The 22,806-nt window shown below is 32.5% G+C and carries 21 protein-coding genes and 1 tRNA gene; 17 read left to right on the plus strand and 5 right to left on the minus strand.

Annotated features, from left to right (window positions below; all coding sequences use genetic code 11):
* Positions 1 to 254 precede the first annotated feature (254 nt).
* The 5 genes from ABRY23_07000 to ABRY23_07020 form a co-directional block, all read right to left on the minus strand.
* A complete protein-coding gene (locus tag ABRY23_07000; GenBank protein MFA3782796.1) occupies positions 255 to 2,471 on the minus strand; it encodes a heavy metal translocating P-type ATPase in 2,217 nt (738 codons plus the stop codon).
* Positions 2,464 to 2,676, minus strand: coding sequence for a heavy-metal-associated domain-containing protein (locus tag ABRY23_07005; GenBank protein ID MFA3782797.1), 213 nt, complete (start codon positions 2,674 to 2,676; stop codon positions 2,464 to 2,466). The genes ABRY23_07000 and ABRY23_07005 overlap by 8 nt, the downstream gene beginning before the upstream one ends.
* Before the next feature lie 106 nt (positions 2,677 to 2,782).
* Entirely contained in the window at positions 2,783 to 3,361 is a 579-nt protein-coding gene (locus tag ABRY23_07010) for an AraC family transcriptional regulator (GenBank protein ID MFA3782798.1), read from the minus strand.
* Positions 3,362 to 3,373: 12 nt separating this feature from the next.
* Positions 3,374 to 3,829, minus strand: a complete 456-nt coding sequence (locus ABRY23_07015) for a hypothetical protein (GenBank protein ID MFA3782799.1) — start codon at positions 3,827 to 3,829, stop codon at positions 3,374 to 3,376.
* 253 nt (positions 3,830 to 4,082) lie between these two features.
* Positions 4,083 to 4,544: a hypothetical protein gene (locus ABRY23_07020; protein ID MFA3782800.1), complete on the minus strand. Its 462-nt coding sequence runs from the start codon at positions 4,542 to 4,544 to the stop codon at positions 4,083 to 4,085.
* Positions 4,545 to 4,872: 328 nt separating this feature from the next.
* Here ABRY23_07020 and ABRY23_07025 point away from each other — a divergent pair, with 328 nt between their 5' ends.
* The 17 genes from ABRY23_07025 (at position 4,873) to ftsZ (ending at position 22,757) form a co-directional block, all read left to right on the plus strand.
* Positions 4,873 to 5,184 carry an HU family DNA-binding protein gene (locus tag ABRY23_07025; GenBank protein MFA3782801.1) on the plus strand — a complete coding sequence of 104 codons (312 nt, stop codon included), beginning with the start codon at positions 4,873 to 4,875 and terminating at the stop codon, positions 5,182 to 5,184.
* Between the two features lie 60 nt (positions 5,185 to 5,244).
* A complete protein-coding gene (locus ABRY23_07030; protein ID MFA3782802.1) occupies positions 5,245 to 5,979 on the plus strand; it encodes a tetratricopeptide repeat protein in 735 nt (244 codons plus the stop codon).
* A gap of 114 nt (positions 5,980 to 6,093) precedes the next feature.
* A tRNA-Thr gene (locus ABRY23_07035) sits at positions 6,094 to 6,166 on the plus strand.
* A gap of 626 nt (positions 6,167 to 6,792) precedes the next feature.
* Entirely contained in the window at positions 6,793 to 7,242 is a 450-nt protein-coding gene (gene mraZ, locus ABRY23_07040; protein MFA3782803.1) for a division/cell wall cluster transcriptional repressor MraZ, read from the plus strand.
* A complete protein-coding gene (rsmH, locus tag ABRY23_07045) occupies positions 7,239 to 8,162 on the plus strand; it encodes a 16S rRNA (cytosine(1402)-N(4))-methyltransferase RsmH (protein MFA3782804.1) in 924 nt (307 codons plus the stop codon). The genes mraZ and rsmH overlap by 4 nt, the downstream gene beginning before the upstream one ends.
* 4 nt (positions 8,163 to 8,166) lie before the next feature.
* Complete coding sequence (locus ABRY23_07050) at positions 8,167 to 8,478, plus strand: hypothetical protein (GenBank protein ID MFA3782805.1); 312 nt, start codon at positions 8,167 to 8,169, stop codon at positions 8,476 to 8,478.
* Complete coding sequence (locus ABRY23_07055) at positions 8,471 to 10,483, plus strand: penicillin-binding protein (GenBank protein ID MFA3782806.1); 2,013 nt, start codon at positions 8,471 to 8,473, stop codon at positions 10,481 to 10,483. Before ABRY23_07050 ends, ABRY23_07055 begins: the two co-directional genes overlap by 8 nt.
* Positions 10,484 to 11,947 carry a UDP-N-acetylmuramoyl-L-alanyl-D-glutamate--2,6-diaminopimelate ligase gene (locus ABRY23_07060; GenBank protein MFA3782807.1) on the plus strand — a complete coding sequence of 488 codons (1,464 nt, stop codon included), beginning with the start codon at positions 10,484 to 10,486 and terminating at the stop codon, positions 11,945 to 11,947.
* Positions 11,947 to 13,335: a UDP-N-acetylmuramoyl-tripeptide--D-alanyl-D-alanine ligase gene (gene murF / locus ABRY23_07065; protein ID MFA3782808.1), complete on the plus strand. Its 1,389-nt coding sequence runs from the start codon at positions 11,947 to 11,949 to the stop codon at positions 13,333 to 13,335. The genes ABRY23_07060 and murF overlap by 1 nt, the downstream gene beginning before the upstream one ends.
* Positions 13,335 to 14,444 carry a phospho-N-acetylmuramoyl-pentapeptide-transferase gene (gene mraY, locus ABRY23_07070; GenBank protein MFA3782809.1) on the plus strand — a complete coding sequence of 370 codons (1,110 nt, stop codon included), beginning with the start codon at positions 13,335 to 13,337 and terminating at the stop codon, positions 14,442 to 14,444. The genes murF and mraY overlap by 1 nt, the downstream gene beginning before the upstream one ends.
* Positions 14,441 to 15,793, plus strand: coding sequence for a UDP-N-acetylmuramoyl-L-alanine--D-glutamate ligase (gene murD, locus ABRY23_07075; protein ID MFA3782810.1), 1,353 nt, complete (start codon positions 14,441 to 14,443; stop codon positions 15,791 to 15,793). The genes mraY and murD overlap by 4 nt, the downstream gene beginning before the upstream one ends.
* Entirely contained in the window at positions 15,793 to 16,899 is a 1,107-nt protein-coding gene (locus tag ABRY23_07080) for an FtsW/RodA/SpoVE family cell cycle protein (protein ID MFA3782811.1), read from the plus strand. The genes murD and ABRY23_07080 overlap by 1 nt, the downstream gene beginning before the upstream one ends.
* Before the next feature lie 5 nt (positions 16,900 to 16,904).
* On the plus strand, positions 16,905 to 18,008 hold the full coding sequence (gene murG, locus ABRY23_07085) for an undecaprenyldiphospho-muramoylpentapeptide beta-N-acetylglucosaminyltransferase (protein ID MFA3782812.1): 1,104 nt from the start codon (positions 16,905 to 16,907) through the stop codon (positions 18,006 to 18,008).
* A gap of 10 nt (positions 18,009 to 18,018) precedes the next feature.
* Entirely contained in the window at positions 18,019 to 19,407 is a 1,389-nt protein-coding gene (gene murC, locus ABRY23_07090) for a UDP-N-acetylmuramate--L-alanine ligase (GenBank protein ID MFA3782813.1), read from the plus strand.
* A gap of 10 nt (positions 19,408 to 19,417) precedes the next feature.
* Positions 19,418 to 20,194: a cell division protein FtsQ/DivIB gene (locus tag ABRY23_07095; GenBank protein MFA3782814.1), complete on the plus strand. Its 777-nt coding sequence runs from the start codon at positions 19,418 to 19,420 to the stop codon at positions 20,192 to 20,194.
* Positions 20,191 to 21,432, plus strand: a complete 1,242-nt coding sequence (gene ftsA, locus ABRY23_07100; GenBank protein ID MFA3782815.1) for a cell division protein FtsA — start codon at positions 20,191 to 20,193, stop codon at positions 21,430 to 21,432. Before ABRY23_07095 ends, ftsA begins: the two co-directional genes overlap by 4 nt.
* A gap of 89 nt (positions 21,433 to 21,521) precedes the next feature.
* A complete protein-coding gene (gene ftsZ, locus ABRY23_07105) occupies positions 21,522 to 22,757 on the plus strand; it encodes a cell division protein FtsZ (GenBank protein ID MFA3782816.1) in 1,236 nt (411 codons plus the stop codon).
* Positions 22,758 to 22,806 lie beyond the last annotated feature (49 nt).

The following is a 22,806-nucleotide window of genomic DNA, read 5'->3' on the forward strand; positions in this document are numbered from 1 at the left end:
TTTTTACTCCAACCTTAGTAACATGACCCATACTTCATAAAAAACTCAACCTTGGAGAATTTACCATTTTATGGATTAGCTTATTAGAAAACAATCATGCTTTGCTGCAGTAAGTCTTTGCTTTTCTTTTATGCACAAGAATACAGTTAATTTTTTCATATTCTGCTTCCCGCAGTAAGCACGTTGCATAATTTGTGTTAATTGTTGTTAGTGTAAGAATGAATTTATTTTTTAGAGTATTAAATCGAATGCAGCTATATTTTTTTGTTTTTCAATCTAAGAGAATTGGTAACCACAGAGACTGAACTAAAAGACATTGCTAAAGCGCCAATCATTGGGTTTAGCATACCGAATGCAGCAAGGGGGATTCCTATAGTGTTATAAATAAACGCCCAGAAAAGATTCTGTTTAATTGTTTTTATTGTTTGTTTTGACAAGTTAATGGCTTTTACAACACTCATTAAATCGTCTTTTACTAATGTGATATGTGAGGTTTCAATTGCTATATCGGTTCCACTCCCAATTGCTATTCCGACGTCTGCCTCGGCTAAAGCCAATGCATCATTAATTCCATCTCCTACCATAGCAACGATTTCGCCTTTCCTTTTGTATTCTTTTACTTTTTCTGCTTTTTGTTGTGGTAGTAATTCAGCAATAAATTCGCTAACGTTTACTTTTTTTGCAATTGCCTCTGCTGTTCGAATGTTATCTCCAGTCAACATTACAGTTTTTATGCCCAAGTCTTTTAATAACTGAATTGCCTGCATGCTGTTTTCTTTTATTGGATCTTCAATAACAAAGGCACATTTTATATTCCCTTCAATTGCTGCAAATATGACTGTTTTACCTTCGACCAGTAAATCATTGGTTTTTTCTTCTATATTTTTGATGTTGATGGCATATTCACTCATTATCTTTTTGTTGCCAATTACCACTGATTTGCCATTAACCACACCTATTACTCCACTTCCAGTTAGGCTGTTAAAGAATTCGGGTTCTGTTAATGAGACATTTTTTGATTTTGCGAACTCTACAATTGCTTGAGCAATAGGATGTTCAGATTTGTTTTCCAGTGAAGCAATAATTTGTAAAGTATCCTCTTCAGAATTTTCTTCTGTTAAAAAGTCAGTAACCTGAGGTTTGCCAAGAGTTATTGTACCTGTTTTATCTAATATAATTGTGGTGATTTTATGTGCAAGTTCTAAAGCTTCACCGTTCTTTATTAGAATTCCAGAAGCAGCTCCTTTACCAGTCCCTACCATTATTGCAGTAGGTGTAGCAAGACCAAGCGCACAGGGGCAGGCTATAATTAATACTGCAACAAAATTTATTAATGCATTATTAAAATTGTTATTTGCACTAAGGGTCAGCCAACCAATAAAAGTAACAGTGGCTATTAAAATAACAACTGGTACAAAGATACTCGATATTTTGTCAGCTAATTTTTGAATAGGTGCTTTTGAGCTTTGAGCCTCTTCGACAAGTTTGATAATTTGTCCTAACACCGAATTGTTTCCAACGGCGGTGGTTTTGAAATTAAAAGAGCCGGTTTTATTTATTGTTCCTCCAAATACTTTAGAACCGGGAGCTTTTTCAACGGGCATACTTTCGCCTGTAAGCATTGATTCATCAACAGTTGAAGAGCCCGTAATTACAATTCCATCTGCAGGGATTTTTTCTCCAGGCTTAATAACAACAACATTACCATTCTGAAGTTCATTTATATTTATTACTTTAGTTTGTCCATCTACAATAATAGTGGCTGTTTGTGCCTGAAGCTCAAGCAGTTTTTTAATTGCACCACTTGTTTTTCTTTTAGCTTTGTGTTCTAATAGCCGTCCCAATAAAATAAGAGTAATAATAACTGCAGCAGTTTCAAAATAAACATGAGGTGCTTTGTCGGTTGAAGTTATAAAACGCGGAAACAAAACAGCAATTACACTATAAATATAAGCTGCACCAGTACCTATAGCTACAAGAGTATTCATTTCTGCTGAGAAATGCTTGAGATTGTTCCAGAAAATTTTGAAGAATCTTTTTCCTGGGTTAAAGATTACAGGTGTAGTCAAAATCAAAAGTATTTTTTGAATTGTTTCTTTGCTGATACCTTTGAGCCAACTAAATTCTGATGCCATAGAAAGCAGAAATATAGGAATTGTAAAAGCCAACGAAACAAAGAAATCTTTTTTTAATTCATAATAGTAGGAATCCTCTTCTTCACTAATCAGCATATTTTCTTGCTTTTTTTGTTCATGAGCCTCATCATATTTAAGTTTGTAGCCGTATTCTGCAATTGCATCGGCAATTTCTTTTAAGTCAACATTTGCATTTTCAGTTTCAAAACTTACTTTCTCAGAAGCAAAATTTACTGATACATTCTTTACGCCATCGAATTTGCTTACAATTTTCTCTACACGTGCAACGCAGCTAGCACATGTCATTCCCTCAACAGGTAAATTAAATTTAGCCATTGTTAGACCCTATAACTTTATAACCGGCTTCCTCTATTGCATTTATTATAGATTGTTCGTTAATCTTGTTTTCGTCATAAACTACTTTAGCTTTTCCAATTTCCACGTTCTTGCTTTCAAGTTCTAATTTAGAAAGTTCCTTTTCAATTGCCATTACGCAATGGTGACAACTCATGCCTTCTATTTTGAAATCTTTTGTGGTCATTTCTTCCTCCTAAGTTTTATTCCAAGTCAAAATTATTCACTTTTGAAAACTTATGCGTAATATAATTTTTTAAAAAAGTTACAATATTTTTTACTAATTGAGCTGCTTATTTTACTTGGTCTATGGGTCTTCTAATATTGATAGTGAGGTTTTTAAATTGACTAGCAGTTAAGCCGGTGATTTTTTTAAATTGATTTGATAAATGCTGAACGCTGCTGTAGCCTAATTTATAGGCAATTTCACTTAGTGTTAATTCTCCGTATTTGAGTAGCTCTTTAGCTCGCTCAATTTTTTGAAGCAGCGTATATTGTTCAATTGTGATGCTTTCGAGAGATGAAAATAGTCGACTAATGTAATTGTAATCTAATCCAATTTCATCTTCAATTAATTTTGAAAAATTAATATTGCTGTTTTGAATTAACTTATCATTATAAATCGAGTCAATTACTACCTTTTTTACTTTTTCAATTATACGAGCTTTACGGTCTTCAATTAGTTCAAATCCATTTTCTCTTAGAACTTTTTTTATCTTTTCAATTGGCAAATTATCGATTGATTGTTCAGTTTCAACTTCGCCTAAAGAGATTGATACGATATTAATGTTTAGCTTTTCAAACTCCTCCTTTATTACTTTTATGCATCGATTACAAACCATATTACGTATGTATAAGACATTCTTTTTCATTTCTTTTTGTAATTATTTGTTTATGTCTGTATTTGGGGTATAAAATTCATCATCATTTTTATCGATTTGCTTATTGATTCTTGATGAAAAATGACCATGCTTTGTATTTGAGCTTTTTTTATTTGAGAGGTCCTTGATAACTTGCATTCGTTCACTATTAATGTTTACCTCTTGTTCTGAATTTTTTTTACTCTTTTCATCTCTATTTTTTTCCTGTTTGCCAATTTCTATTTTCTTCTCTGCGTGTAAGATTTGTCTATTTTGGTCATGCTCAATTTTGTTTGCGGCAGATTTATGTTCATGCACAATTTGTTTTTGTATAATATTTTGAGGAGCAGATGTGCCAAGATTTTCTTGGTTTGTGTGAGCATGTTTCTTTTTATAAGAAAGGTAAGATATACCAATTGCTATTACAGCAAGAAACACAAAAGTTATTAATGCAACGTAAGCATAATTAATTAATTCCATAAAAAAATATAGTTTTTAAATAAAAATATAATAAAAGAAATACTAAACTGAAGGATTTCAAATTCATTATTAAAGCGGGATAATTTTTCCCCTTGATTAACTTCTTTTATTGCTCATGAATTGATTGTTATATTATATTGTTCAGATTTAGTGTGATCTTATTCTTTCGAATAAAACGTACTCAGCATTGAAGGTTAAATTTCTACTTTATTTTGTCAGAAGTATTGATTGGAAACTAAATTTATTTTCTTTGCTAATCATTGTCGTAAAAGCTAAACATGTTTACATTAGAAATATTATTTGAGTGAATATCAAGTCTATTTCTCTTTTTATAAGAGGTATCCTTGTAATTAATTTCATTTAAAATTTTCATTCTGTCTTCGCTATAAGTTGGCTTATTTTTAATAATATTATGTGAGGCAAATCTTTTTCTCTCACTATATTTGTACTCATTACTTCTTTGGCTGTTTCTATCATCGTAGTAATACTGCTGTTCGTGATAGTGTACTTTTTTAGGGGTAGCAGAATCATAATTTGGTGCTAAATTTTTTAATAACTCAACTGATTTATAATTAGCAATTTCATTTTTGTATTTCATAGCTGGGTTCAGCTTTTCGCCTTTTAGCTTAAAGGCTAAATACGAAAAGAAAATAATTATTAGCATTAAAGCGGCGAACAACAAAACGCTTGTATATATTATTGGTAGTAAAGTCATTTTTTTCTCCAAAGTTCGCTTTTATAACGCAATATGCGTACCAAAAAAATGTTGGTAATTTTGATTGCTTTATTGTGCAAAGTGTAGCTTATGTGTCTGATATTGATACAATCTTATTGAAACGTTCTAATTTAAGAAGATTATTTGAAGGAGACAGAAAATTGCTTATCTTATTTAGAAACAACAAATTAGAATATATCACAAATTGGAAAAGTAAATTATTTTTGATATCTTTTAGTCCGAAATATGTTAACAAACTTGCTTGCAGTTAGCAAGTTATTGAGTTTTTATTCATTCAAGAAATTACTTAAATAAACAGAGGAATTAAATGACGAAAGCAGATATTGTTGAAATAGTTGCAACTGGTACTGGGTTAACAAAGTTAGAGACTGAAGCTATTATTGAGGGTTTTTTAAATACAGTTATTCAATCTCTAAAAGAAGGGAAAGGAATTGAAATAAGAGGTTTTGGAAGTTATAAAGTTAAAAAAAAGAAAGCTCGTTATGCGCGAAACCCCAGAACTGGTGAAAAAGTGTATGTAGAAGAACATTACGTGCCAGTTTTTAAATTTTCTAAAGATTTCAAATCTGCTGTAGACCAAGGCATGAAATTAACTTTGCAAAAAGAAGAGTCTAATTGAAAAGCTTTTGGTACAATTTTAATTTATTGGAGACTTCGTTAAACACTGGTCGAATAATTTATGGTTAACAATGAAAAAAACAATTTTACAGTTTGTACAAACTGTGGTCAGAGTAACGAAATAGATGCTAAATTTTGTAAAAATTGCGGCAAGCCATTAAGCAAATCTATAAAAGGCAAAAAGTCATCTAAAGCCAAAAAAGAAATTGAGCTTAAAGAAAACAAGCCACAACTTATATTATCAACCACAAAATTAGTTTATTTAACTTTTTCGCTGTTGATTGTCGGTTTTGCTATTTTATTCTTTTCCGGCACTTTTGATGTAGTAAGACCAAGTAAATCGACAGCTTCTAATAATTTTAATGAGATTCATAAAGGTGTTGACCTAAATAATATAAATGAGATAAAAAATTTGCAATCAATAGTAGATAAAAATCCAGAGGATTATGAAGCACTTTTAAAATTGGCGCATTTACAAAACGATTCTGGGTTATACGATGCAGCAATTCAAAACTATACTCGATATTTAAAGAAATATCCATCTGATGCAGATGTAAGAGTTGATATGGGGGTTTGTTATTATCAGCTTGGCAAAATAGATGATGCAATTGATGCAATGGAAACAGCGCTAAAATATCAGCCTAAACATCAAATAGCTCACTTAAATCTTGGCATTGTAAATTTAGCTGCTGGCAATGTTGAGAAGGCAAAGGAGTGGTGGCAGAAGGCTGTTCAAATTAACCCAAATTCTGATGTAGGCAAAAAAGCGGCGGAATTATTGAAATCACATAAATAGGAGGAATGATATGCCTTGTGGTAGAAAAAGAAAACGTCATAAGATGGCCACACACAAGAGGAAAAAAAGGCTACGTAAGAATCGTCATAAAAAGAAATTAAGATAAGACGAAAAGCCACCTTAGCTCAGTTGGTAGAGCAGCGCATTCGTAATGCGCGGGTCGGCGGTTCAAGTCCGCCAGGTGGCTCAAGCTACTTTTTTATTTTAACACAATTTTTTAAAGAAATTTTACTTGCGTAGTTACAAGCTTATAACCAATTTTAATTCATTTTCAAACTATAATCATATCTGTCCAATATATTTTTTATTTCGTTCCTAAATGGACTTAATCTATTTATTTGTCCTTTATCCTAAAAATATTCTGTTCTGAGGGGACAATAAAGCTTTGATTATGCATAAACCAATGTAATCCCTTTAGGAATTATATAGTTATAGAATAATAAATATCAAACTGAAGTTAAAAGTCCCGTAGGGACGAGATAGGGATTGATTTACAAGACAAGTAGAATAGTCCAAAATCATGAAGTTTTCAAAATTTATTTGGTAATTCATCCCTTCGGGATTTGATTTCAAAATTATTTTGGACAGCAGTGACTATAATAGTAATTCCTAAAATTCATTTCCTTTTTGGATTTAGTTTATCCCACTTTTACCCACTCAAATGCTTTGAGCTTTGCAGTGCTTACCTTATTCACCATTAAAAATTACTTAAAACTATTTTTTGTAAAAAAAATCTTGACAATCCATTAGAAAAACTGTTATTTTGCTATTAAGTGGGTAAAAGTGTTTAATTTTCCCAAATGGTGGTGAATAATGTTTATAGGCAGCTTTAAATATTCGGTTGACTCAAAAGGTAGAGTTAGCATTCCAGCAAGATTCAGAAAGTACATTAATCCTGAAGCCAACGATACTTTTTTTATGACTAGGGGTATTGTTCAATGTATAGACATCTACCCTCAAGATTATTGGAAACAAGAAGTCTTACAAAGAATCGACCAGCTTGATGATTTTGATATTGAGGAATCTATTTTTAAACGTATGCTGTTAGAACTAGCCGCTGAGGATAAGCTCGACTCTCAGTCCAGATTGCTAATTCCAAGAAACTTACTTGAGTTTGCAGCTATTGAAAAGGATGTGTTAATATTAGGACAAAATAAAAAAATAGAAATTTGGAATCCTGATATTTATGAAGCACATAAAAAAGAAAACGAAAAGCCTTATGCAGAAATTGCAAAACAAGTTATGCAAAAAAGATTCAAATGATTTATCATGTTCCAGTATTGGTTGAAGAAAGTAAGAGATTACTTATTACTCGAAAAGAAGGAATATACTTCGATGGCACTATTGGCTACGGGGGACATTCGGAAAAGTTTTTAGAGATACTAAGCAAAAAATCTAAACTTATTGGAACAGATAAAGATTACAATGCATTTAAATTTTGTGAAGAAAAATTTAAGAACGATAAAAGAGTTACAGTTTATCATACAAGTTTTATTGATATCGATAAAATTTCTAAAATCGAGTTCATTGAAAAATATGATGGCATCTTTGCAGATTTAGGTGTTTCTTCTTTCCAATTGGATAATCCGGAAGCCGGGTTTACTTTTAGAGAAGAAGCAAATCTTGATCTCAGGATGAACAAAAATCAAGGTGTTCCAGCCTCAGAAATTATAAATTTATTTTCTGAGAACGATCTAGCAAAGATTTTTTTCGATTACGGTGAAGAAAAAAATTCAAAAAAAATAGCCAGAGAAATCGTTAAAGCACGAAAGTTAAAGGCAATTAAAACTACTGCAGAATTGAGATTTATTATAGAAAGAATAACTAATAGAAGATATTTAACGAAAACCCTCAGCAGAATATTTCAAGCACTTAGAATTTTTGTAAACAATGAGCTTGAAGAGTTAAAAATATTTTTGGAAAAATCTATTGACCTTTTAGCTATAGGTGGAAGAATGGTTGTGTTATCTTATCATTCATTAGAAGATAGAATTGTAAAGGAGAAATTTAAACTTGAAGCCAGTGATTGTATATGTCCACCCGGCACGCCTATTTGTGTATGTGGTAAAAAAAAACGTGTTAAAATATTGACACCAAAACCCATAGTAGCTCTTAAAAGTGAAATAGAAATTAACAAAAGAGCTAGAAGCGTTAAATTAAGAGCCATAGAAAAAATAGCTTAAAAGTATGTTACTGAAAAGAACAATTTTATTAATTGCGCTTGGATCATTTATACTGTTCGTATACGTTATGGTGTTTTCTGAAATAAAAAAACTAAATCTAAAAAAACTGAAACTTGCTGAACAACTATCCGAAAGAAAAAATAAAATAGAATTAATGAAAGTAGATGTTCAAAAATTATCTACCGAAGAAAGAATTGTAAAAATAGCTGAGGATTCTTTAGGACTTATAAGAGCTACTGAGCAATTTGAAGTTCTTTACCTTAACAGTAACCTTGTAAAACAAATTCAACGTGTTGTAAATCAGAAATATGAATAATTCAAGAGTACTTTCAGTAATTCTTGTTGTCTTTTTAATAATAGGATTCCTTTTACAGAGATTATATCAGGTTCAGATTGTCAATCACGACTACTATACTTTGGTAGCTGATAGACAACAAAATAAATATAGATTAATTAAGGCTGAACGGGGAATTATTAAAGACGCAAATGGCGAGGTAATGAGTTTTACTAAGGACAATGTTTCCTTTTATGTGGATACCAGAATGATGAACGAAAAGAAAATAGACAAAATTTCTTCCTTGTTCTCTAAAGTTTTTCACAAGGATAAGAACTACTACAAAAAATTAATATTAAATGGAGATAATAATGTATGTCTCGAAAAAAAAGTTACTATGGATTTAGCTCTTAGAATAAAAGATACTACAATTGATGGTCTTTTTTATCAGGATGATTATACACGAGTTTACCCTTACGGAAGTCTTGCCTCACATTTGCTAGGTTTTGTTAACAATGAAATGGAAGGCGTAGCTGGGATTGAAAAGACTTACAACGATAAACTAGCTGGTGTTGACGGAAAATATTTAATTGAAAGAGACGTCGTAGGAAGACCTGTATCTGTAAATGACAATGTTTCACGTCCGCCAGTTCCAGGTGATAATATTATACTTACAATAAAAAGAAATTATCAAAAAATACTTGAAGAAGAATTGATTAATGGACTTAAAAAATATGATGCTAAATCTGCTGTAGGAATTATAATGAACCCCAATAACAGTGAAATTTATGCGTTGGCTAATGTTCCTACATATGACCCTGCAAACTATAATTTATTCGATGCAGATTCTCGTAGAAACAGAGCATTAACAGATACTTATGAACCAGGTTCTACTTTTAAATCATTTATTATGTCGATTCTTTTTAATAATAATCTTGTTAAAGAAGATGAAATAATAAATACAGAAAACGGAGAATATCAGTACAAAAGTGTAAAAATAAAGGATACACATAAATTTTCTAAGCTGACTGTAAAAGAGATTCTTGAACAATCTAGTAATATTGGCATGACCAAATTGTCTGAAAGAATAAATGATGAACTGCTTTATAAAAGTTTAAGGGATTTTGGTTTTGGTAATCCTACAGGAATTGATTTGCCCGGAGAAGCTTCTGGATTATTAAAAAAGCCAGACCAATTCTCTGGCTTAACTAAAGCATTTTTATCTTTTGGTTATGAAATTTCAGTAACTCCATTACAACTTATAACTGCTTACAGCGCTTTAATAAATGGTGGTTTTTTATTCCAACCTTATCTTGTAAAGTCAATAACAGATTATAAGGGAAACTTAATTTATGAGAATCGCCCTGTTAAGGTGCGACAAGTAATTTCTGAAAATACTTCTGAGGAAATGAGAAAGTTACTTATTGGCGTGGTAGAAGAAGGAACAGGCAGAGAAGCCAGATTTGATGATTTTCTCGTAGGTGGAAAAACCGGTACATCGCAAAAATTAATAAATAATTCTTACTCCAATAATCAGTATAACTCATCATTTGTTGGATTTTTGCCAGCAGAAAACCCCCAATTGATTTGTCTCATCTTATATAATTCGCCTGCAGTTGGAAAGTATGGCGGCTTGGTCGCTGCCCCAGTCTTTAAAAATGTTATGCAAAGAATTATTGAATCTGATGTGAACCTACTAAGAGAAAAAAAGAAGATTATTAGAGATGAGAACCTGATAAATAATTTTATTACTTCAAAACAACTAAAAAGTAATACTGATTTTTTTGATGTGCCAGTTAAAAACAAAAGCTTAAAGAAAAATGACAGTTTTAACTTTGCAAATAGAACTACTATGCCTAGCTTGTTAAATAAATCAATTAGAGATGCTATTTCAGTTATGAGTGAACTTGGAATTAGATACAAAATTCTTGGTAGCGGTAAAGTTATCTCTCAAAGTATTATACCCGGTACGGCTATAAATAAAGATAGCATTTGCGTACTGCAGTGTGGAACTAATATAAAGTTCTCATCAATAAATTTAAATTAAATGAAACTAGTTGAGCTTTTAAATTTAGTTAAAGTTATACAAGTTGTTGGTAAACCGGAAGATAAATTAGTAACTGAACTAACTAACGACTCACGCGAGGTAATTAAAAATTCTATCTTTTTTGCAATAAAAGGATTGAAAGATAATGGCAATAAATATATTGAAGAGGCGATTAATAATGGTGCATGTGCAATTGTAACTGAAAAAGATAGCAGCTTACCGGAACAGTTATTTACTCATACCAATACGGTTAAAATTGTAGTGGAGAATTCAAGAAAATCTTTTGCTGAGTTTTCAAATCATTTTTTCGATGAGCCTTCTAAAAAAATAACTCTAATTGGTGTAACGGGAACGAAAGGTAAAACTACCACTGCTTTCTATATAAAAAATGTTTTTCAAAATGCAGGATATAAAACTGGCCTTATCGGTACTATTGCAAGTTATATTGGAGATGAAAAAATTAATACTAATCTAACTACACCGCAACCTAACACAATTAACAAACTGCTGAAAAAAATGGTGCAGGAAAATTGCACTCACTGTGTTATGGAAGTGAGCTCAATAGCCCTTGACCTGCATCGAGTTGATTATTTGGATTTTAATTTTGCCGTTTTTACTAATATTACTTCAGACCACATGGATTACCATAAAACATTTGACCACTATTTGGCCTCCAAAAAAATATTATTCGATATGATAACTCCTAATAATAATATTGTGTATAACAAAGATGATGTAAATTCATCTAAAATTATCAAGACGTCTTCAGCATTAAAACATTCTTACGGTAGTGATGAGGCCGAGTTTAAAATAAAAAACATTGAATATTCTTTAGATGGCACATCATTTACAATAGAGTATCTTAAAAAAGATTACCTTTTGTCTACCAGTCTAGTTGGTCATTTTAACGCTTATAATGCAACAGCTGCTTTTGCAACAGCTGTCGTTGCAGGAGTTGAACCCGAGACAGCGATAAAAGGAATTGCTAAAACACCTCAAGTACCAGGCAGATTTGAAATTGTAAGCAGCGGTGCTAAAAAAGTTATTGTTGATTATTCACATACGGCTGACAGTCTAAAACAGGCATTAAGTGCAATTCAACATATTGTTAAAGGACAAAGATCAATTATTACTGTGTTTGGCTGCGGTGGTGATAGGGATAGGACTAAGCGACCAGTAATGGGCAAAATTGCAACTGAAATGAGTGATTACGTGTTTGTAACTTCAGATAATCCGCGTACAGAAGACCCTGTAAAAATAATAGAGGAAATAGTAACCGGAATTAAAACTAAAAATTATGAGACTATTGTTGATAGAGAAGAGGCAATTAAAAAAGCAATTCTTTCTTCTGACCCCGATTCGGTTATTCTTATTGCTGGAAAAGGTCATGAAGATTACCAAGAAATTAATGGTATTAAATATCATTTTTCCGATAAAGAAATAGCGGAGAAATATTTAAAATAATGTCAAAACTCAAAATAACATTAGAAGATTTATTATTGATACCGGGGGCGAAAATTCACAATGAACATTTGTTTGTTCCAACTTCACTTGTTTCAATCGATTCGAGAAACATTGAAAAGGGAGCAATATTTTTTGCAATTAAAGGACAAAAATTTGATGGACACGATTTCATAAAAGAGGCGGTTCGTAAAGATGCTGTTGCTGTTGTTTTGAACGAAGATAAAATAAATGACTTGTTATCGTTAAATGTAACTTTGATTATAGTACCTGATACAACTGTAGCTCTTGGTGAATTAGCAAAAATATGGAGAAATAAATTGTCCGCTAAAGTAGTTGCACTAACAGGTAGTAATGGAAAAACAACAACAAAAGAATTAATTGCACATTTATTAGCACAAAAATTTAAAGTGGTTAAAACCGAAGCTAATAACAATAATCACATTGGAGTGCCACTTACAATTTTTAGTGCAGACGATAAAACTGAAGTTTTAGTATTAGAATTAGGAACTAACCACTTTGGTGAGATACCTTATACTGCTTCAATTGCACAGCCGGATTATGCACTAATTACCAATATTGGCGATAGTCACTTGGAATTCTTTGGCAACAGAGAAAACGTCTATGCAGAAAAATCTGCAATATTTGAAGAAACAATTAAAAGAGGTGGGAAAATTTTTGTGAACTATGATGACCCCATTATTAAATCTAAAACCAAAAACTTAGCAAACAAAATAACTTATGGTTTTAGAGGTATGACCGACTACAGAGGTAAAATTGTTTCAATTGGTGAATTTGGCGAAACAAAAATTTCGATTGGATATAATAATAAAAAAATTGAAGTCTCTTTGCCTGTTTACGGAAAATCAAATGCCGAGAATTTTTTGTCGGCAGCAACAGTTGCATTAGAATTAGGTCTTAATAAAACAGAAATTATTAATGCTGCTAAAAAATTAAAACCGCCTGAAGGAAGGCTTAATGTAAAAATCAAAAAGAAAATTGTTTTAATCGATGATACTTACAATGCAAACCCGGATTCAGTAAAAGCAGCTGTTGATCTAGTTGAAAGAATAAAGGTATATAAAAAGAAAATTTTGATTTTAGGAGATATGCTTGAACTTGGTGAGGCATCGCCAAAGCTGCACGAGGATTTAGAAATCGTTATTCCAAATAATAAACATTATACAGTGTATACACTTGGGTTAATGATGAAGTTTTTGCATAACGCTTTAAAGAATACTGAAGTTTATGCAAAACATTTTGATTTTAGAACTGAATTAATAGATGAAATTAATCAAAGTGATTTCACTGAATCTGTAATTCTTGTAAAAGGTTCACGTGGAATGAAAATGGAAGATTTCGTTAAAATACTTGAGGAAAAATATAGATAATGTTTTACTATTTATTTGATTATATAAACAAGATTTTTAACCCGCCTGGTTTTGATGTGTTTAGGTTCCTTACTTTTAGGTCTGCACTTTCAGCTATTACTGCGCTCTTTATGGCTTTTTATGTGGGACCGAAAGTCATAAAAAAATTGAAAGAAAAACAAATTGGAGAAAAAATAAGAGATGACGGACCGCAAACACATAAGCAAAAAGCTGGTACCCCTACAATGGGTGGGATTATCATATTATTCTGCGTTTTTGTGCCTGTGATACTATGGGGCGATATAAAAAGCATTTACATTGATTTGGTGCTCTTCGGCACTTTGTTTCTTGGTGCTGTTGGTTTTTTAGATGATTATTTAAAAGTTGTAAAAAAGTATCCTAAGGGATTGATTGCTAAATATAAACTTCTTGGACAAGTAATTGTAGGTTTAGTAATTGGAGGTGCAATTTATTTTTTGCCAGAGTTTGCACCCTTTAATACACAAACTACTCTTCCTTTCTTTAAGAACTTGAATTTCGATTTTTCTTATATGTATATACCATCCGTTGTATTTATAATTACAGCAACTTCAAATGCAGTAAACTTAACTGATGGATTGGACGGTTTGGCAATTGGTTCTTTTGTAATTGTTATGATGGCACTTGCAATCATTAGTTATGTCTCCGGTAATATAATCTATGCTGATTACTTAAATATTATGTATTTGCCAGGTTCGGGGGAACTAACAGTTTTTATTGCAGCAATTGTAGGTGCAGGATTAGGTTTCTTATGGTTTAATTTTTACCCTGCTCAAGTATTTATGGGAGATACAGGTTCTTTGGCTTTGGGAGGTGCTTTTGGTATCATAGCCATTCTAATAAAGAAAGAACTTTTAATACCAATTTTAGGTGGTCTTTATTTTTTAGAGGCATTGTCTGTAATTGTTCAACGTGTTTACTTCAAGTATACAAAAAAGAAATACGGTGAAGGTAGAAGAGTTTTTAAGATGGCACCAATACATCATCATTTTGAATTATGCGGTTGGCCAGAACCTAAAATTGTAATAAGATTTTATATAATAACAATAATTTTAGCCATTTTAAGCTTAGCATCGTTTAAGGTAAGATGATTAACATAAAAGGTAAAAAAATATCGATTATAGGCGCTAAAGAAAGCGGTGTTGCTGCTGCAAGGTTATGCAAAATGCTTGGTGCAATTCCTTTTGTTAGTGATTGTGATAGTGAACAAAAATTGATTGAATATAAAGAGATTTTCCAAAATGAAGGGATTGATTATGAACTGGGTAGTCACACCAGCAAAGCCCTTGAATGTGATTTTATTGTGACAAGCCCCGGTGTTCCGTCAAATTCTGAGATTTTAACTAAAGCAAAACAAAATAAAATTAGAATAGTAAGCGAGATTGAATTTGCATCTTGGTTTTGCAATGCAAAAATTATTTCGATAACTGGTACTAATGGTAAAACAACAACTACTTCACTTTGTGCTCATACTCTGAAGAAAAGTGGCTACACAGCTTATGCCGCTGGCAATATTGGTAAGGCTTTCTCTGACTTAGCATTAAATGTTTCTTCAAAAGATTTTATAGTGCTGGAAACTTCTAGTTTCCAGCTGGATTTTATTGAAAATTTCAAACCCGCCGTTGCTGTGATTTTAAATATCACTCCTGATCATTTGGATAGATACAATAACAGTTTTGATGAATATCGGAATTCTAAATACAACGTAACTAAAAACCAAGATGAAAATGATTTATTTGTTTTTAATGCTGATGATGAGAATACATACGCCGACGTAATTAATAAAAAAGTAAAGAGATTAGGATTCTCTCTTAAAAAAGAATTACTGAATGGAAGCTTTTATAAAGAAGGGAAAATATTCTTTGCAAAAAATGGATTTATTGAAGAAGTCTGTAATACCAACGCACTTAAAATAAAAGGTATGCATAATGTTGCAAATGCATTAGCCGTGGTTAATGTGGCTAAAATGCTTAACATTTCTAACAACAAAATTAGAGATGCTCTATTTTCGTTTGAAGGGGTAGAGCATAGGTTAGAATTTGTAAGGGAAATTAACGGCGTAAAGTATATCAATGATTCTAAAGCAACTAATGTTGATTCCGTTTGGTACGCCCTTGAAAGTTTTTCGGAACCAATATATTTAATTCTTGGAGGCAAAGATAAAGGAAATGATTACAACCAAATAAGACAATTGGTAAAAACAAAAGTTAAAAAGATATATGCAATAGGTTCGTCTGCGCAAAAAATTTACGATTACTTCAAAGACATTGTTGAAGTTGAATTTCAAAAGAGTTTAGAAGAGTCCGTTTTAACGGCAAGAAAAGAAGCCCAGCCGGGTACAATCGTTCTTTTATCCCCTGCTTGCGCAAGTTTTGATATGTTCGAAAACTTTGAGCACAGGGGAAATGTATTTAAACAAGTTGTGAATGGATTAGTGTAATGAAAAAATTAGTTCGACTGCTTATAACCATTGTTTTGATTTTAATGTTGCTTGGTGCCATAGTGGTTTTTACTGCAAGTGGTACATACAGTGCATCGAAGTTTAACAACATGTATTACCTCTTTGGTTCACATATTTGGAAAGTCCTTGTTGCAATAGCTTTGTTGTTTCTAATTCCACTATTGCCTTATGATTATTACAGAAAGTATAGTAAATATATACTGATGATTGCGGCATGTTTATTAATTGTCACCTTATTTATGCCTCGTTATAAAGGTGCTTCTAGGTGGATAGAGTTAAGCTTTATAGGTTTTCAGCCATCAGAAATTGTGAAGATTGCTGTTATTATTCACATTGCTAAATTAATAGAAAAGAAAGGTGATTTAATTTCGGATTTTAAGAAAGGCTTTATGTACTGTCTGTTTTGGGTCCTTTTTGTTTGTACATTACTTTTCTTTCAGCCTAAGGTTAGCGACGCTTTAATAATTGCCATTACTTCTTTTTCTATACTTTATGTAGGCGGTGCAAGATTAAAGCATATTATTTTTACTGCCCTAAGTTTTGGGACGCCTGCAGTGCTTTTAATGTTTTTGATAAAGCATACTCGCGAAAGAATTTTAACTTTTTATGAAAGTTTTATTAATGGTGGCGATGCTAATATTCAAGTGATGCAAGCTAAAATAGCTTTGGGAAGTGGTTATTGGCTTGGCGTTGGTTTAGGACATAGTCGCCAAAGTGACTTGTTCTTGCCTGAATCTTATGGCGATTTTATTTTTTCAATAATCGGTGAAGAGCTTGGTTTTATAGGAGCAGCATTGGTTTTAATTTTATATCTCGTGTTATTTATTGCTGCTTTAATTATAGCAAAAAAAGCTCAAGATAAGTTTGGACAACTGTTGGCATTTGGCCTTGCTGTAAATATTATGATGAGTGTAATTGTAAATACTGCTGTGGTTATTGGTTTAATTCCAACGACAGGTATTACTCTGCCATTTATAAGTTTTGGAGGAACGTCTATAATGATTTTTGCAGTTTCGGTTGGGATAATAATTAATGTTGCAAATCAGTCACTTAAAACAAGCGAATTAAAATTAGCACAGGTGTAAAAATATTGAAAACGATTTACAGATTTTTGTTTGCAGGTGGCGGTACTGGTGGCCATTTATATCCAGCTGTAGCTGTAGCACAGCAAATTAAAATGATAAAACCGGAATCAGAAATTTTGTTTATTGGAGCTAAAGGTAAAATGGAATCTCGTATAGTTCCTAAACTTGGATTTAATTTTAAATCAATCTGGATAAGTGGTTTTACAAGAAAGTTTAGTATAGACAATATTTTGTTTCCATTAAAATTACTTGTTTCTCTGTCTCAATCATTATTTTATTGTATTAAGTTTCATCCTCAGGTTGCTATTGGCTCAGGTGCTTATGTTTCGGGTCCAGTTATTTGGAGCGCTTCAATTCTTGGCTCTCGGATTTTGTTGATGGAGCAGAACAGTTATCCTGGTTTAACTAACAGATTACTTGAAAAAAAAGCTGACCAAATTCATATAACCTTTGAAGATTCTAAAAATTATTTTAGAGATAAAAGTAAACTTAAATTATCGGGAAATCCTGTAAGAATAAATTTAGAGTTAATTGACAAATCAGTTGCTTTAGAAAAATTTCAATTATCTAACGCCAAGAAAACATTGTTAATATTGGGTGGAAGTGGTGGAGCTTTATCAATTAATGAAGCCGTAAAAAATAATCTAATAAATTTATTGGAAAAGAATATTCAAATTATTTGGCAAACAGGCAGTTTTTATTTTGAAAGATACAAGCATCTTAACTCTGCTGATGTAAAAGTTGTTCCTTTCATTGATGATATGGCTGTCGCTTATTCTGCTGCAGATTTATTGGTTGCCAGAGCTGGCGCTACCACTATTGCCGAAGCATCATATCTTGGATTGCCAGTTATATTTGTCCCATCGACTAACGTAGCAGCAAATCATCAGTATAAAAATGCAATCACTCTTAAAAATAATGACGCAGCTGAAATTGTTGAGGATAGCCAGGTAAATCAAAAAATTGTTGATAAGATAATGGAAATAATATTTGACGAAAACAAACTAAAATCATTTTCACAAAACATAAAAAAGTTTTCTAAACCTAATGCTGCAAAAAATATTGCACTTGATGCAATTAAGCTTGCTGAAACTTTTAATAGGGACTGAAAAAATTATGATGATGCTTGCAGTAAAAAAGATTCACTTCGTTGGTATTGGCGGTATAGGAATGAGTGGGATTGCTGAGATACTCTTAAATCAAGGATTTACAATTACCGGCTCAGACCTTAACAAAACCGAAATAACTGACCATTTAGAAAAATTGGGTGTAAAAATTTATGAGGGGCATTCACCTAATAACATTAGGGATGTGGATGTTGTTGTTTATTCTTCTGCTGTTAGTCAAGATAACCCAGAAGTAAAGGCTGCAATTGAACGTAAAATACCTGTTATTAAACGATCTGAAATGCTTGCGGAATGTATGCGTATGAAGCATGGAATATCAATTGCTGGAACGCATGGCAAAACTACCACAACTTCAATGGTTGGATTAGTCTTAACTGAAGCTAAAATTGATCCCACTATTATCGTAGGCGGAAAACTAAGTGGCTTGGGGGGAACAAATGCAAGATTAGGCAAAGGTGAGTTTATAGTAGTTGAAGCCGATGAGTTTGATAGAACCTTCTTAAAACTTACACCTACAATTGCAGCGATTACAACTTTAGAAAAAGAACATTTGGACACCTACAAGGATCTTGATGACATAAAAGCCGCTTTCATTGAATTTGCTAATAAAGTTCCTTTTTATGGATTTGTTGTACTTTGTCTTGATGAACCCGCTCTCCAAGATATTATTCCTGAAATTAATAAGAAAATTTTTACGTATGGATTATCTCCACAAGCCGATATACGTGCAGTGGACCTGAAATTCAAAGAAAACTCGAGTGAGTTTTCAGTTATTTATCTGGGGAAAAATCTTGGTAAAATTAAACTTAATATTCCTGGTGTACATAATGTTAAAAATTCCTTAGTTGCTGTCTGTATAGCAACTCAAATGGGTGTAGACTTTGAAATTATTAAGAAAGCTCTTGAATCTTTCTCAGGTGTTTATCGAAGATTCGAACGTAAGTATGATAATGATATTATGGTTATTGATGATTATGCTCACCATCCGACTGAAATTAATGTAACACTTGAAGGAATTAGAGCCGGATGGAACAGAAGATTAATCGCAGTTTTTCAACCACACCTTTATTCTAGAACCAAAGATTTTTATGCTGAATTCGGCAGGTCCTTTTTAAATAGTGATATCTTTGTTTGTACAGATGTTTACCCCGCTAGAGAAAAACCTATCGAGGGAATTACCGGTGAACTTATTACCAACTCAGCTAAAAATTTTGGCCACAAAAATGTCTATTATGAACCTGATAAAACTAAGATACCCGATTTGTTGATGAACATTTGTAAAAAGGATGATATAATTATTACTATGGGCGCTGGTGATATATGGAAGTACGGCGAAAAGTTTGTTGCCCTTTATAAAAATAAACAGCCTAAACGTGCATGAGCATTTAAAAATGAAAAAGCAAGTTAAAATATGGAGTGTATTGTTCTTGATAATAATTACAAGTACTTTATTTTATTTATTCGTTAATGTTGGTAGTGACCAAAACTACGCAATAGAGTTCATAGAATTAATTGGAAATAACCATTTAAGTAAAGAACAGTATTTAGAATTTGCAAATTTGACGGATAAGAAAAATTACAAGGACATCACACTGCAAATAATTAAAGACAGATTTCAAAAACATCCATACATAGCAAGTGTGGATGTAAAATATGATGCTTATAATAAAGTTTCTGTCTTTATAAATGAAAAGAATTTCGAGTCAATATTAATGAAAGACAGTACTCAATATTTACTGACTGATGAACTTCAAGTAATACCAATTTTGAACGGAACACGCAGAATAGATTATCCAGTAATTTCAAATCCACAACAGCTTGATGAAATTAAACTTTTCTCTACACTAAAAAATAATAACGATGTATTGATTGCCTCAAAAATCATTTCTGCAGTAAAATTGCTAAACCCTGGAATGTATGATGAATTGTCTGAAATAAACATGAGAAGAGGTGGAGATATTTTAATGTTGTTTTCTTCTTTGCAATTTCCTGTAGTAATTGGCAGAAGCAATGAAATTAAAAAAGTAGCCTACTTAAATAGTCTTTGGAATAACATTAACATAGATAATTTGAAAGATTATCTTGAGTACCTCGACTTAAGATTTAACGGGCATATATACTTGGGCGTTAAGAGCGATTATTTATCAACAGGGGGAAATAAATCATGAAGAGAAATATTGTTGCTGGTTTAGATTTGGGAACCACAAAAGTTTGCGCTGTAATAGCCGAACAAACTGATAGCGGATTAAATGTTCTAGGCTTTGGAGTAGCTCCTTCAGAAGGATTAAACAGAGGATTGATAGCTAATATTTCGAAAACAGCCGAGGCTATTAAAGAAGCAATGGAAGTGGCATCGAACAGAGCAGGAATGAGCGTTAGAGAATTAAATGTGGGTGTAGCCGGCGAACATATTACGAGTCTAAGACACAGAAATTATGTAACAATAAATAATCCCGAAAAAGAAATAACCAAAGAAGATTTAGACAGATTAAAAGCTGATGTGAGAACTATACGGATTCCTTCAGATAGACAAATACTTCACATTATTCCAGAAGAATTTTTTGTTGACTATCAAGGAGGCATAGAAGATCCAATTGGGATGTCCGGCTCAAGATTAGAAGCTGTAAACCATGTTGTGCTGGCTTCAATACCAGCAATGCAAAACATAAAAAAATCTGTAGAAAGAGCTGGCTTCCTTGTTAAAGATTATGTTTTGCAGCCAATTGCTTCGAGTTATTCTGTGTTGGATGAAAATGAAAAAGACCTGGGGGTTTTACTAATTGATATCGGCGGTGGGACAACTGATATAGCTGTATTTCACAATAAAAGCATTAAACACACAAAAGTAATAGGTGTTGCAGGCAATCAGGTAACTAATGATATACGAGAGGCATTGGGAATTGTTTCCCTGGAAGCAGAGAAATTAAAGAAAGAATATGGTTATGCTACAGAAGAATCTATAATAAAAGACGAAGACATTTACATAAAAGGAGTAGGTGCAAGAGGTAATATTAAAATTCCAATTACACTGCTAACTCAAATAATAAATCTTAGAATGAAGGAATTGTTTTCTTTGATTGAAAATGAAGTAAGGCAGATTGGATTTAAAAATAGAATTAAGGCAGGTGTAGTTTTAACTGGAGGCGGCTCATTACTAAAAGGTAGTGTTGATCTTGCCGAAGAGGTTTTTGGATTGCCGGCACGGATTGGTGTGCCTATGGACTTAGGAACGGGATTAGCTGATGAAATTAGCAGTCCAGAATTTGCCACTGTTGCCGGGTTAGTTCGCGGTATTCCCGGAAGCGATACATCTGAGAGTGAAAGTTTAAAAAAAGAAAAAAAACAAAACAAAATAAAGTTAAGCTCATTTTTAAAAAAAGTTCAAGAATTTTTTGACGAATTATAAATAAACCACAACAAGGAGGTAGTATGAATGATAACAATAACAAAAGCAAATTAAAATTTATTGCTCTCGACAGAGAAGAAGAACGCCCTATGTCTGCTGTACTTAAAGTAGTTGGCGTAGGAGGTGGAGGTTGCAATGCAATTGAAAGCATGATTAAAAAGGGACTATCTGGAGTTGAATACATTGCAATTAACACAGACGCTCAAGTACTACAGAGAAATTTAGCCCAGGTTAAAATCCAAATTGGGAGTAATATAACAAAAGGATTAGGTGCTGGAGCTGACCCTAATGTAGGAAGAAAAGCTGCTGAAGAAGACAGAGATAAAATTGAAAACGCCCTAAGAGGAAGCGATATGGTCTTTGTTACAGCTGGAATGGGAGGGGGTACAGGTACAGGAGCCGCTCCAATTGTGGCTTCTATTGCTAAAAGTCAAGGTGCGCTTGTAATTGGAATAGTTACTAAACCTTTTAGATGGGAAGGGAAATTAAGAACACAAAATGCAATTCAAGGTATAGCAGAATTGAGAGAATATGTTGATAGTTTAATTGTTATTCCAAATGAAAGAATATTAAACATACTGGATAGTGCCGTTACGGCACTAACAGCATTTGATAAACCCAACGAAGTATTATATGAAGCTACCCGCGGAATAGCAGATATTATTACTGTTCCAGGCATTATAAATGTTGATTTTGCTGATGTCCGTTCAGTAATGAAACATAGCGGCGAGGCACTTATGGGCTGCGGAATTTCGAGCGGTGAAAATAGGGCGATTGAAGCAGCTCAAAAAGCTATTAGTTCACCACTATTGGAAGGAGTTTCTATTAAAGGTGCTAAAAATATTCTACTTAATATTACAGGTTCTCCAAATATGACAATGCAGGAAATTGAAGAAGGAAATAAAGTTTTATACGAAGCTGCAGGTGAAGAAGCAAATATTATATTCGGCTTGGTTAGCAAAGAAGAAATGGGTGAGTATATTTCCTACACAGTTATTGCCACAGGCTTTGATTCTCATGGTGCACTTTCTGCATCAAACAATCAAAAAGAAGAGAAAATAGAAAGAGAAAAACCACAAAAAGTGTCTGCTGTAGGTGGCTTCGATGCTAAAGCTTATGAATTTAAAGACCATGCTGATTTGGATATACCAACTATATTTCGCTGGAAGAATAATACTGATGATTTGAGAAAAAAAGATAATGGCCTTGCCTCTAATAGTAGTTCTGACCAGTTAGATGCATTTGAAGTTAATGACAAAAAGAGAAGAAAAAATGAAGATTTTGAAGATGGAAGCTCTTCCTTTTTAAGAATGATGATGGACTAAATCTGAAGGGCTGTCTTTGATTTTCCCTTGTTGTGGTACGAGGTTATAA

Source organism: Melioribacteraceae bacterium 4301-Me (assembly GCA_041538185.1).
GTDB classification, from domain to species: domain Bacteria; phylum Bacteroidota; class Ignavibacteria; order Ignavibacteriales; family Melioribacteraceae; genus Pyranulibacter; species Pyranulibacter aquaticus.

Bases quoted from the DNA above. Each gene is read 5' to 3' on its own strand.
- ABRY23_07005 (MFA3782797.1), bottom strand. From the start codon at position 2,676: ATGACCACAAAAGATTTCAAAATAGAAGGCATGAGTTGTCACCATTGC.
- mraZ (MFA3782803.1), top strand. From the start codon at position 6,793: ATGTTTATAGGCAGCTTTAAATATTCGGTTGACTCAAAAGGTAGAGTT.
- ABRY23_07000 (MFA3782796.1), bottom strand. From the start codon at position 2,471: ATGGCTAAATTTAATTTACCTGTTGAGGGAATGACATGTGCTAGCTGC.
- ABRY23_07015 (MFA3782799.1), bottom strand. From the start codon at position 3,829: ATGGAATTAATTAATTATGCTTACGTTGCATTAATAACTTTTGTGTTT.
- murC (MFA3782813.1), top strand. From the start codon at position 18,019: ATGATGCTTGCAGTAAAAAAGATTCACTTCGTTGGTATTGGCGGTATA.
- ftsA (MFA3782815.1), top strand. From the start codon at position 20,191: ATGAAGAGAAATATTGTTGCTGGTTTAGATTTGGGAACCACAAAAGTT.
- ABRY23_07060 (MFA3782807.1), top strand. From the start codon at position 10,484: ATGAAACTAGTTGAGCTTTTAAATTTAGTTAAAGTTATACAAGTTGTT.
- ABRY23_07030 (MFA3782802.1), top strand. From the start codon at position 5,245: ATGGTTAACAATGAAAAAAACAATTTTACAGTTTGTACAAACTGTGGT.
- ftsZ (MFA3782816.1), top strand. From the start codon at position 21,522: ATGTCTGCTGTACTTAAAGTAGTTGGCGTAGGAGGTGGAGGTTGCAAT.
- ABRY23_07020 (MFA3782800.1), bottom strand. From the start codon at position 4,544: ATGACTTTACTACCAATAATATATACAAGCGTTTTGTTGTTCGCCGCT.
- ABRY23_07080 (MFA3782811.1), top strand. From the start codon at position 15,793: ATGAAAAAATTAGTTCGACTGCTTATAACCATTGTTTTGATTTTAATG.
- ABRY23_07055 (MFA3782806.1), top strand. From the start codon at position 8,471: ATGAATAATTCAAGAGTACTTTCAGTAATTCTTGTTGTCTTTTTAATA.
- ABRY23_07010 (MFA3782798.1), bottom strand. From the start codon at position 3,361: ATGAAAAAGAATGTCTTATACATACGTAATATGGTTTGTAATCGATGC.
- ABRY23_07025 (MFA3782801.1), top strand. From the start codon at position 4,873: ATGACGAAAGCAGATATTGTTGAAATAGTTGCAACTGGTACTGGGTTA.
- murD (MFA3782810.1), top strand. From the start codon at position 14,441: ATGATTAACATAAAAGGTAAAAAAATATCGATTATAGGCGCTAAAGAA.
- murF (MFA3782808.1), top strand. From the start codon at position 11,947: ATGTCAAAACTCAAAATAACATTAGAAGATTTATTATTGATACCGGGG.
- ABRY23_07095 (MFA3782814.1), top strand. From the start codon at position 19,418: ATGAAAAAGCAAGTTAAAATATGGAGTGTATTGTTCTTGATAATAATT.
- rsmH (MFA3782804.1), top strand. From the start codon at position 7,239: ATGATTTATCATGTTCCAGTATTGGTTGAAGAAAGTAAGAGATTACTT.
- ABRY23_07050 (MFA3782805.1), top strand. From the start codon at position 8,167: ATGTTACTGAAAAGAACAATTTTATTAATTGCGCTTGGATCATTTATA.
- mraY (MFA3782809.1), top strand. From the start codon at position 13,335: ATGTTTTACTATTTATTTGATTATATAAACAAGATTTTTAACCCGCCT.